General features: G+C 64.8%; 9 protein-coding genes. 3 read left to right on the forward strand and 6 right to left on the reverse strand.

Features of this window, described 5'->3' with window-relative positions:
• A partial coding sequence (locus V6M39_RS04550) for a Rieske 2Fe-2S domain-containing protein (protein ID WP_332642529.1) occupies window positions 1-1,127 on the reverse strand: 1,127 nt, incomplete at its 3' end.
• A gap of 98 nt (window positions 1,128-1,225) precedes the next feature.
• On the opposite strand from V6M39_RS04550, the gene V6M39_RS04555 reads away from it, so the two are divergent.
• From V6M39_RS04555 to V6M39_RS04565, 3 genes are read left to right on the forward strand one after another with little or no spacing between them, the layout of a single operon-like run.
• Window positions 1,226-2,410, forward strand: coding sequence for an acyl-CoA dehydrogenase family protein (locus V6M39_RS04555; RefSeq protein WP_332642530.1), 1,185 nt, complete (start codon window positions 1,226-1,228; stop codon window positions 2,408-2,410).
• Window positions 2,411-2,420: 10 nt separating this feature from the next.
• Complete coding sequence (locus tag V6M39_RS04560) at window positions 2,421-3,512, forward strand: acyl-CoA dehydrogenase family protein (RefSeq protein WP_332642531.1); 1,092 nt, start codon at window positions 2,421-2,423, stop codon at window positions 3,510-3,512.
• Window positions 3,509-5,053 carry an AMP-binding protein gene (locus V6M39_RS04565; protein ID WP_332642532.1) on the forward strand — a complete coding sequence of 515 codons (1,545 nt, stop codon included), beginning with the start codon at window positions 3,509-3,511 and terminating at the stop codon, window positions 5,051-5,053. The genes V6M39_RS04560 and V6M39_RS04565 overlap by 4 nt, the downstream gene beginning before the upstream one ends.
• 12 nt (window positions 5,054-5,065) lie before the next feature.
• Here V6M39_RS04565 and V6M39_RS04570 read toward each other — a convergent pair whose 3' ends face one another.
• From V6M39_RS04570 to V6M39_RS04590, 5 genes are read right to left on the reverse strand one after another with little or no spacing between them, the layout of a single operon-like run.
• On the reverse strand, window positions 5,066-5,686 hold the full coding sequence (locus tag V6M39_RS04570) for a hypothetical protein (RefSeq protein WP_332642533.1): 621 nt from the start codon (window positions 5,684-5,686) through the stop codon (window positions 5,066-5,068).
• Window position 5,687: 1 nt separating this feature from the next.
• Window positions 5,688-7,229: a choice-of-anchor P family protein gene (locus V6M39_RS04575; protein WP_332642534.1), complete on the reverse strand. Its 1,542-nt coding sequence runs from the start codon at window positions 7,227-7,229 to the stop codon at window positions 5,688-5,690.
• Window positions 7,226-7,933, reverse strand: coding sequence for an ABC transporter ATP-binding protein (locus V6M39_RS04580; protein ID WP_332642536.1), 708 nt, complete (start codon window positions 7,931-7,933; stop codon window positions 7,226-7,228). The genes V6M39_RS04575 and V6M39_RS04580 overlap by 4 nt, the downstream gene beginning before the upstream one ends.
• Window positions 7,930-8,709, reverse strand: coding sequence for an ABC transporter ATP-binding protein (locus V6M39_RS04585; RefSeq protein WP_332642538.1), 780 nt, complete (start codon window positions 8,707-8,709; stop codon window positions 7,930-7,932). The genes V6M39_RS04580 and V6M39_RS04585 overlap by 4 nt, the downstream gene beginning before the upstream one ends.
• Window positions 8,690-10,663, reverse strand: a complete 1,974-nt coding sequence (locus tag V6M39_RS04590; RefSeq protein ID WP_332642540.1) for a branched-chain amino acid ABC transporter permease — start codon at window positions 10,661-10,663, stop codon at window positions 8,690-8,692. Before V6M39_RS04590 ends, V6M39_RS04585 begins: the two co-directional genes overlap by 20 nt.
• Between the last annotated feature and the right edge of the window lie 223 nt (window positions 10,664-10,886).

A 10,886-nucleotide genomic window follows, 5' to 3' on the forward strand; every position in this document is an offset into this window, starting at 1 on the left:
GCCTCGCGGTCCTCGGCCTCCTTGCGTGCAAGATTCTCAGCGACCTCTGCCCGCCAGTTCTCGTTGGCCTTGGTCGTGTCGACCTCGAACTCGAAGCGCTCGACCATCTCAGGCACGACGTCAGCCTTGTCGACGTAGAACTGCTCGTACCAGCGACGCAGCTGGTAGACCGGGCCGTCCTCTTCACAGAGCAGCGGGTTCTGCACGGGGGCTTTGTTGAGCCAGATGGCGACATCCTGCTCGAAGCCGACCTTGAACGACTCGGAGTACTTGTCGCCGATGTACTTCGCGGTCGCCTCATCGACACCTTCAGGCTTCTCGACGCACAGTCCGTACTGCAGGATGAACGAGTTGGGACCTGTGGGGATGTGGCAGTTGATCAAGATGACCTTGGTCAAGAAGCCCTTGTAGTCGGTGTCGAGCCAGTTGATCATGTAGGACGGCCCGAAGTACGTGGCCACCGACTTGAGGACGAGGTCCTCGTCGCCGTAGCCCTCGGCCGTCATGTCAGGACGTCCGGTGGACTCCATGAACTGCGTGGCCTGGTCGCCTTCGAACACGTTGCGGAAGTTCGTCGGGAACGCAAAGTGGATGTAGAAGAAGTGCGCCATGTCGACGACGTTGTCGATGATCTCGCGGCAGTGCGCGTTCTCGACGGGGAGAATCTCCCAGGTCCAGTCGGTGTACTTGTCCGTGCCGACTCCGGGGAGCTCGGGCGGAAGCGCATCCATGTCCGCTTCGCTGCCTTCGGGGTCGTGCCAGATCATCAGCTGGCCGTTGCGCGTCACAGCTTCGTAGCGCTGCGTACGAGCGCGCAGCGGCACACGCTTGGCGTAAGGAATCGCCTTGCACTTGCCGTCGCCACCCCAGCGCCAGTCGTGGAACGGGCAGGCGATCTCGTCACCCTTGACGGTGCCCTGTGTCAGGTCGCCGCCCATGTGCCGGCAGTAGCCGTCGAGGACGTTGAGCTTGCCCTGGGAGTCGGCCCAGACGACAAGCTTGCCGCCAAAGGCCTGGACCTCATGGGGCTTGCCGTCGTTGAAGTCGCGCTCGAGGCCCAAGCAGTGCCAGCCGCGCGCGAAACGATCCGGGACAGAACCGGCGTCCAATGTGCGGGTCTCAGTCACGATTGCCTCCCCATTTCCCTATGTAAGGCAGAGTTCAAATCAAGGCGTGTGCGCTGGTCCATGTAGACCAAAACGAGAACACGTTATAGTTTTACCACATGTACGTCGCTCTCACACCTGACCAGCTTCGCCTCCGTGACGAGGTCCAAGGCTACTTTTCTGAACTTGTGACCCCGGAGATCCGGGCTGCACTCGCTGCGTCAACCGGAGAGTTCGGTGACGTCACCGTCTACAAGGACGTCATCCGCCAGCTCGGCGCCGACGGCTGGCTCGGCATGGGATGGCCCAAGGAGTACGGCGGCCAAGAACGCTCGATGGTCGACGAGCTCATCTTCAGCAATGCGGCCATGGTCGCCGGCGTCCCGATCCCGCACCTCACGCTCAACACCGTTGGCCCGACGATCATGCGCTACGGCACCGAGGAGCAGAAGGAGTATTTCCTTCCCAAGATCCAGCAGGGTGAGCTGCACTTCTCCATCGGCTACTCCGAGCCTGGCTCCGGTACCGACCTTGCATCGCTGCGTACCAAGGCCGAGCTCGACGAGTCGACCAACGAATGGGTCATCAACGGCCAGAAGATGTGGACCTCACTAATCCAGTACGCCGACTGGATCTGGATGGCCTGCCGCACCGATCCCGACCTCGCCCGGCACAAGGGTTTGTCGATGATCCTGGTGCCCGCACAGGCCGAAGGCGTGTCCTACACGCCGGTCCACACCATCGCCGGTGTTGGCACGAGTGCGACCTACTACGACAACGTTCGCGTCCCGGCAGACAACCTGATCGGCGGACGTGGCGGCGGGTGGGCGCTGATCACCAACCAGCTCAACCGTGAACGCGTTGCCCTCACCTCGTCGGCGCCGCTGGTCCACTCGATCGAACTCGTCACCAACTGGGCCCGCGAGACCAAGAACGCCAACGGCGTACGCGTCATCGACCAGGAATGGGTGCAGATCCTCCTCGGTCGCGCGCAGGCTCGTACCGAAGCGCTCACGCTCATGGGATGGAAGCTGGCAGCCGAGATCGACACGCTCTCCCCTGCTGATGCCTCTGCCATCAAGGTCTACGGCTCCGAGCTCGCAGTCGAGGTCTACCGCGCACTCAAGGAAATCGTCGGTCCTGCGGCCGCCATCGCCGCCGGCTCCTCTGGCGCCGTGATCGCCGGACGCCTCGAGCGCTACTTCCGCTCGTCGCTCGTCATGACGTTTGGTGGCGGCACCAACGAGATCCAGCGAGACATCATCGGCTACGTCGGCCTCGGCATGCCAGCCGCGAAGCGCTAAAGGACACAATATGGACTTCTCACTTCCTCCCGAGGCCGAAGAGGCAGCAGCACTCGCCGCGACGATCCTCAAGGACCACACCACGACCGAGCGGCTGACCGCGGTCGAGGCCGCTGGCAACCGATTCGATCCGGTGCTCTGGAAGGCACTCGGCGAAGCCGGGCTGCTCTCGCTGACGACGCCCGAGTCGCACGACGGCGCCGGTCTCGGCTTCCTCGAGCTGTGCCGCGTACTGGTGGAAGTCGGCCGTACGGTCGCCCCTGCCCCCCTTGCCGTCGATTCCGTGGCGCGCCTGTTCGTCTCCGAGCGCGGCACCGACCAGCAGCAACAGACTGCATACGCTGCGAGCGTCATCAGCGCAGCGATCGCCGAAGAACACGAGTACGCACCGTCCGTACCCACCACGACTGCAGCACCCGACGGCTCGGAGTACGTGCTCACCGGCACCAAGTACCTCGTCCATGCGGCCACCGTCGCCAACTCCTTCTTGGTCACGGCAACCACGCCCGGCGGCACCGGAGTGTTCCTGGTCGATGCTGACGCGTCCGGCCTGCAGATTCGCGAGCAGAAGCTCAGCGACGGTGACGCCGTTGGCCACGTCGAGCTCTCCGGCGTACGCGTGCCAGCTGATCGTCTGATCGGCAGCGGCGATGCAGCCCAGCGCCTGGTCGATCTGCTGACCGTCGCCAGCTGCGCCGTACAGCTCGGAGTCACCGAGGGTGCACTCACCCTCACGGCCGAGTACGCGAAGGTACGCGAGCAGTTCGAGCGGCCGATCGGCACATTCCAGGCCGTCTCGCAGCGCCTCGCCGACGGCTACATCGACACCCGATTCCTGGCACTGACGCTGTGGCAGGCCGCCTGGCGTCTGGCCGAGGGCTTGCCCGCGACGGAAGCCATCGCGACCGCAAAGCTCTGGGCATCCGACGCCGGTCACCACCTCGCGCACACAACCGTGCACATCCACGGCGGCGTGGGCGTCGACCTCGACGGTGAGGCGCATCGCTACTTCACCGCTGGAACGCGCTACGACTTCGAGTACGGCGGGGCGACCGAACAAGCCCTGCGCCTCGGCAAGCTACTCGCCGCCGAACCCGCGTGACGATCCGGGACCTGCTTCTCGCCAGAGCCGAGCAGGACACCCCGGCACTTCTGACCCACGATCGCTCGTGGACCTGGCGCGAGCTCGTCGCCGACGCGTCGGCGAGGTCAGCGGCCATCGCGGGACTGCTCGACCCCGCTCTCCCGCCGCACGTCGGCCTGCTGATGGACAACACCAGCGAGATGCTCCTCGGGCTGTCCGCCGCGGGGCTGGGCAACCACGTCGCGGCCGGAGTCAACAGCACCCGACGCGGTGAGGCGCTCACGGCCGACCTCCGGCGCGCTGACGTACAGATCCTGCTCACCGACGAGACCCAGAAGCATCTGGTCAATGGGCTCGACCTTGGTGACATACGGGTGATCGACACCGGCAGTGCCGAGTGGGACGACCTCCTCGTTCCGGCGGCCGCACCTGAGGCCACACCCACCAAAGACTCGCTGTTCATGCTGATCTTCACCTCCGGCACGAGCGGACGCCCGAAAGCCGTCCGGATCACGCACGAGAAGATCACCGTTCCTGGCTTCTATCTCTCCGACAAGCTCGGGCTCGGACCCGATGACGTGCACTACGTCGCGATGCCGCTGTTCCACTCCAATGCCGTCATGGCGGGCTGGGCGCCCGCTCTCTACAACGGTGCGACGGTTGCCCTGCGCGAGAAGTTCTCCGCCTCGGAGTTCCTGTCCGACGTTCGCCAGTTCGGGGCGACGTACGCGTCCTATGTCGGAAAGCCACTGACGTACGTCCTTGCCACACCGCCCAAGCCCGATGATGCGGACAACCCGCTCCGCTTCGTGTTCGGCAACGAAGCCGGCGACCGTGACATCAAGGCGTTCGGCGAGCGGTTCGGATGTTACGTAGTCGACGGGTTCGGCTCGACCGAGAACGCCGTCATTGTCAGCAAGATCGAAGGGACGCCGCCGGGTGCCCTCGGGTGGCCCGCCGATGGCGTTGCCATCTATGACCCCGAGACCGTGACCGAGTGCCCGCGCGCGGTCCTTGACGAGAACGGTCGCGTCACCAATCTCGACCAGTGCGTTGGCGAGCTGGTCAACACGACTGGTGCCGGACAGTTTGCTGGCTATTACAACGACCCGGAGGCCACCGCCGAGCGGATGCGCGGGGGTATGTACTGGTCAGGCGACTTGGCTTACCGAACCGACGACGGCTGGGTCTGGTTCGCCGGGCGCACCGCAGCCTGGCTCCGGGTCGACGGCGAGAACCTCGCCACCGCACCGATTGAGCAGATCCTGCTTCGCCATCCCGCAATCGATCAGGTCGCTGTGTACGCCGTGCCGGACGAGCGAGCCGGCGACCAGGTCGCTGCCGCTCTTGTGCTCCGGGATGAGCTCGCACCCGATGAGCTCGAGCAGTTCCTCGACCAGCAGCGCGATCTCTCACCCAAGGCGCGGCCGCGCTACATACGGGTGGTCAACGATCTTCCCCGCACGGCAACGCACAAGGTCCTCCATCGCGAGCTCACGGCCGCAGGCATCGCCGACGTCACCTGGACCCGCGAAGAACGCGGCACCCAGTACAGCTGAAAGCCGTGCCTTTCAGGTAGTCGCTTGCTTTCGGCAGAGACGGCACTGCGTGAGGTTGTTGGCGTCAGGACCTGCTGGACGCAGATCCTCGCGGCCGGAGATCAGGCTGCAGTCAGCGCGGTGCACGGTCGTACCTCGGCCGGCCATCACCAGGACAGCCCCCGGATCCTTGGGACGAACCACCGCACGTACTTGTCCACGCTTGGCACCTGAACCGTCGGTCTCGAGCGCGGCGCCCGCTGCCATGGCGGTGTTGCGCGCCACCGAGTTGGCCAGTCGGAGCACCGAGTCAGAGAGCTGGCGCTGAGACTCCTTCTGGTCGCCGGCAATGCGCGCCAGCCAGGAACCGAAGTAGAGGAAGCCGCCTACGAAGGTCATGCCGAGTCCGAACACGGCAGAGACCAAGTAGGCCATCTGGTCGTACGCGTACGGAGTGTGCGCAGCGCCGTACCAGCCGAGGCCGATCACGATCAGGCCCGCAGGCAACAGCACCGCACCAGCAATGAACAACACCAGGTGCAGCATCTGAACGGGGTTGTCACGCAGCGGCGCCGTGCCATCACGCGATCCCGCGCGCGGCATCACATGCGGCGCTCCCTTGGCGGGCTGGGCAGCAATCTGTTGCGTCGTCATGTCAGGCCTTTCGGAGATCCGGGATACCGGCCTGAAGGCCGAACGAACAGTCATTGGCTCCGCCGAACAGCAGAAGGCCTGCCTGGCGCAGGTACCACGCCACACCACTGGCGAGCAGGGCCCCGCCGATCAGCAGGATCATCGGCAAGCTGCGTAGCGGCGGCATGCCCTTGGCAACCGGGGCGGCCGTGGTGTTGTCGCCACCGAGGTCAGTCGTCGGCGGAACGTCATCGAGTGCGGGCGCAAGGCCTCCGCCGGTGCCAGCCGCTGGCACCGGACCGGTACCACCGAGATCTGCGAGCGTGATCGTGGAGGCCGAGGCTTCCGAGTAGCCCAGGCGCAGGACGATCTTGGGTGCAATGGTGTTGATGGACAGCAGGAGACCCTTGAGTATGTTGCCCTGCTGAAGATCGGGGAGACCGTTCACCAAGTCGTCCAGCGGTAGCTTCGGCAGATTCTTGCGCAGCGGCGCGGTGTCGATCGTGACTCGAGCCGCTTCAGCGACAACTTTGGCCGTGGAACCGCTCTTGGTGATCTCGGGCTTGGGTACCTCGATGGCAACACCGAGCGTCTTGAGCAGGTCTGCAGCGGAGGTCGGGATGCCGGGGATCGGAGTGACCTTGCCGACCGCGGTGAAGCCGTCGGGGCCATACGCGAACTTCTGACCGGCGACCGTCATGCCCCCGACGTCAACCGTCTGGGACGTGCTCGCGCCTCCGTCGAGGGTGCTGGTCACCTTGGTGACGACGTTGACGCCGGTGAGCTTGATGACGCCAGCGAGAAGTCGAAGCTCACCGATACGACTCGTCGCCGTGGCCACAGCCGTTGTGCCGTCATAGTCGGAGCTCGAGACGCTTGTCATCCCGTCGAAGTCGATCAGCAGACCCAGTGTGCCGAGCGGGTTCGTGGATGGTGCGGGCTTTGCGCCGAAGAGCTCCTTCAGGGCGGCGAGCGGGTCGGCTGAGGGCGCCTTGCTGTCGCCAGCATCGCCATCGTTGACGTCGGACGAGGTGTAGGCGACCTTGGCGACTGTCCTCTTGTCACCAGCGCTGACTCGACCGATCATCCCGGGGAAGAACTCTTGGTACTGCTCGGGCGTATCACCCGGGAAGCCGGCATTCGCCTGAACTGGGTAGCCGCCGTCGGTGAGCTGGGCAGGCAGGCCAAGCTGCTCGCCGAAGGTCTTGAGGCCTTCACCGATGGCTGCGCCGGGCCAAAAGGCCGAGGCGCGAGCCGTCGTGGCTGGGCCGGAGCCACCGAGCACCCGCGTGTAGGAGATGTCGAACTCGCCCTGAGGTTCCGTCGGGAGCGGAAGGACCGGCTCGAAGATCTCGAGCTTGATCGGGGTAGCCGTCGCCGCCGTGCTGAAGCCGCCATAGGCGACCGCATTCGCGGGTGCGATTCCGGAGGCCGTGCCGCCGAGGAGGAGACCGAAGGCGAGCAAGCTCGCAGCGGTGCGCTTCGCCCGTCGACTCATCGAGCGTGCGCGTCCGACGACCGTCTTGTCGTAGAGCGTCTTGTCCTTGCGTGCGCCACAGGTCATGCGGCACCTCCCAGAATCACGTCGGCCATGATGTCGTTGATCTCGTCCGGTTCACCGGTTGCCACGATGCGGCCACCAGTCATCACTGCCGCGTAGTCGGAGACCTTCAACGCAGTGCGTGCGAACTGCTCGACGACAAGGATCGATACACCGGACTGGGCAATCTGTCCGACCGTCTCGTAGAGCTCGTCGACGATCAGCGGAGCCAGGCCCATCGACAGCTCGTCCAGAAGAAGCAGCGCCGGGTCCGAGCTGAGGGCTCGTGCCATCGCGAGCATCTGCTGCTCGCCGCCGGACAGGGTCCCGGCGAGCTGGTAGCGGCGTTCGTGCAGTCGCGGGAAGTAGGAGTAGGCGGTGTCGAACACCTTGTACGCCTCGACGCCCGCGTACGACATCAGCAGCAGGTTCTCCTCGACCGTGAGGTTGGGGAAGACGCTGCGCCCTTCGGGAACAGTGGTCAGTCCCAATCGCGCGAGGTCATCAGCCTTGGCACCTCGTACGTGAACTCCGGCCAGATGGATGTCGCCCGAGGTCTGCTCCATCTGACCGGAGATGACCTTGAGCAGCGTGGACTTGCCGGCGCCGTTTGGGCCGAGCAGCGCCATCACGGCGCCACGCGGGACGGAAAGGTTGATCCCGCGCAGAACCTCGATGCGACCGTACGCCGCGTGCAGGTCGACAATCTCCAGGATTGGCACGGTCACAGTACGACCTCCTTCGTGGCGTCGACGTCGTCGGACTCGTCATCGCTGTAGCCGAGGTAGGCCTTCTGGACCGCCGGATCCTTGCGAATCTGCTCAGGCGTGCCCTGCGCGATGATCGATCCGAAGTCGAGGACGTGGATCTCGTGGCAAACGCGCATCACCAGATCCATGTCGTGCTCGACCATCAGAACGGTCCGACCCTCCGCCGCGAGGTCGAGAAGCAGGCCGCCAAAGGCTTCCGTCTCTGCCTCGTCCAGTCCCGAGGACGGCTCGTCGAGGAGCAGCAGACGCGGGTTGCGGGCGAGCGCTCGAGCCACCTCGAGAAGACGGGCGGTGCCGGTCGGGACCGAGTCAGCCCGCTCTTCGGCATAGTCGAGAATGCCGACCCGCTCAAGCAGTGCGTCGATCTCGGCGTCGGCCGAACCGTCAACAGCTCGCATGAACCCGCGGAATCCATCACGTATGTCGATCGCGACGCGGATGTTGTCCTCGACGCTCAGCGAGCCGAACGCCTCCAGGCGCTGGAACGTACGACCCATGCCGTGCCGCGCCCGCCGGGGCACAGGCATCCGGGTGATGTCCTTGCCATCCAGGATCACTCGACCCGCAGTCGGAGCCTGCAGTCCGGTGATCACGTTGAAGCAGGTGGTCTTTCCGGCACCATTCGGCCCGATGAGGCCCGTGACGGTGCCTGCCTCGACCTCGAAGTTCGCGTGGTTGACGGCAGTCACGCCGCCGAATCGGACGACAACGTCCTTAACGTGCAGCAACGGCATCCGAATCCACCTCCTTCTCGCTGTCGAAGGACTCATCATCGAAGTCGTCATCGTCGACATATCTCGACCTGGCGAGCGCTGGGAATCTCCTGACGAGAGCCGGGTAGATGTCGTCCCGGATCTTGCCTGGAATCTGGAACAGCTTGTTGGCCAATCCGTTCGGGTCACGAGCGAGGATGACGGCGCCAACGCCGAGGAGCAGGAACAGCAGGCCTGCGATCGACGGGCTGTCCGACTGGGCCACCGGGAGGTACATCAAGAAGATTCCGCCGAGTGCAGCACCGGTCACCGAGGTGACTCCCCACACCACAGCCATCAACAGCAGCAGCAGGCTGGCGAAGAACTGGAAGTCGAAGGCCACGATGGTGCCGCGGAGTCCCGCGAAGAGCGCGCCCGCGAAGCCAGCGATCCCCGCCGACGCGGCGAACAGGCCCACGCGGAGCCACCGCATGTCGACGCCTAGCGTTCCGGCACCTGCGGGACTGTCACGCACCGCAACCAGGATCCGACCCAGCCGTCCACGCCTTACGGCAAGGACAACCAGCGCGATGAGAACGAAGAAGACCGTCATCATGACGGCGTATCGGCCGGTGCCATCCAGATTCAGCCCAAAGATGGAGAGCCGCTCAGCCTCGAGCGGGTTGTTGAACTCGAACGCGATCGCGGACTGGAACAGGAGCTTGTCCATGAGCTGGGCGAACGCGAGTGTCGCCAACGCGAGGTAGAGGCCAGTGAGTCGCAGCACGGGGATCGCCACCAAGGCACCGACGGCAGCCGCAACGAGTACGGCGATGAAGAGCCCCAACAGGTTGGGCTGATCGATCTTCGCGTACGCGACGGCGCCGACTCCGGCGAAAGTGAACTGGGCGAGAGACACATACCCTCCGTAGCCGGTGAGCAGGACCAGGGAGAGCATGACGATCGCGTACGTCGCCGCAGTGCCGACCAGCAGGAGGTTGGAGCCGGACAGCACGACGGAGAGAACCATGACTCCGACAACGAGCGCCGCACCCCAACCCGCGGCTCGACCCAGTGTCGGAACCGGCGCCGAGACGATGCCCTTGACCTGTCCGATGCGAAGCGGCGCCTGGGGCAGCAACACCAGGATCGCAAACAGGAACAGCGTGGGAATGACAGCTGCCAGACCAGGAACCTCTTTGTGAAACGGGATCTTGTCGAGGTAGCCGACCACGTAGGACTGACCGATTCCGAGCGCCATCGCTCCGATGTAGGTCATGGGCAAATTGGTGAGCTTGCCGAGCATCGCCGCGGCGTACGCCGAGATCACCAACAGGGTGAGGTCGTAGTACTGCAGACCGATTTCCGGGGCAAGCAGGATGCCAGCAAGCGCGGCGAGCGAGCAGCCGATCGCCCAGGCTAGCGCCGCCACCACCTGCGGTCGGCCACCGTAGAGCTGGAGCAGCTCGGGGTTGTCGACCGAGGCACGCATGCCGGTGCCGATCCGTGTGCGCGCCAGCAGGACGTACAGGCTCATCGCCACGACGATGGAGATGACCACCGTGATCACCTGATGCCAGGTGATCGTGATGTCGCCGACCTCGATCAGGTGACCCTTGAAGAATTTGGGCAGAGTCCGCGACTCCGGCGGCCAGATCTGGGTGGCGACGCCAATCAGCGCAACCAGCAAGCCGACCGTCACGACCAAGGAGACACTGATCGGCGCCGAGCCCAGACCGCGCGCGAGCACCCTCTGGACGAAGACACCGAACAGTGGAGCGGCCACGAGGAGCACGAGGATCAGCGACAGCCAGACGGGAATGTCCTGGCGGACCGAGAAGTCCCAATAGACGAACGCGAACACCATGCCGACGGCACCATGGGCGATGTTGAAGACGCGCGTTGTGCTGTAGGTCAGCACCAGACCGCTCGCTGCGATGGCGTACGCCGCACCGGTGAAGATGCCGATGATCGTGTAGGAGACAAACTCGCTCATTCCGAAACCTCCGTTGGAAAGAGCACGGTACGGAGGCCCCGGAATGACTGCCCGCTCTTGGTTCGCTCGCTGCGCTCGCTCATTGGGTCACGCCTTGCCTGCGCCGTGGCAGACGTACGCGGTGCCCTTCAACGGCACCCACTTGCCGCCACGCAGCTGGAGGAACCTGACACAAGACGGTGAGTGCTTGCCGCCCACGTCCATCGGACCGTGTGCGCCGTCG

Origin of the sequence: Aeromicrobium sp. (assembly GCF_036675695.1) — a bacterium.
Classification (GTDB): domain Bacteria; phylum Actinomycetota; class Actinomycetes; order Propionibacteriales; family Nocardioidaceae; genus Aeromicrobium.

Bases quoted from the DNA above. Each gene is read 5' to 3' on its own strand.
- V6M39_RS04555 (WP_332642530.1), top strand. From the start codon at position 1,226: ATGTACGTCGCTCTCACACCTGACCAGCTTCGCCTCCGTGACGAGGTC.
- V6M39_RS04560 (WP_332642531.1), top strand. From the start codon at position 2,421: ATGGACTTCTCACTTCCTCCCGAGGCCGAAGAGGCAGCAGCACTCGCC.
- V6M39_RS04570 (WP_332642533.1), bottom strand. From the start codon at position 5,686: ATGACGACGCAACAGATTGCTGCCCAGCCCGCCAAGGGAGCGCCGCAT.
- V6M39_RS04575 (WP_332642534.1), bottom strand. From the start codon at position 7,229: ATGACCTGTGGCGCACGCAAGGACAAGACGCTCTACGACAAGACGGTC.
- V6M39_RS04585 (WP_332642538.1), bottom strand. From the start codon at position 8,709: ATGCCGTTGCTGCACGTTAAGGACGTTGTCGTCCGATTCGGCGGCGTG.
- V6M39_RS04590 (WP_332642540.1), bottom strand. From the start codon at position 10,663: ATGAGCGAGTTTGTCTCCTACACGATCATCGGCATCTTCACCGGTGCG.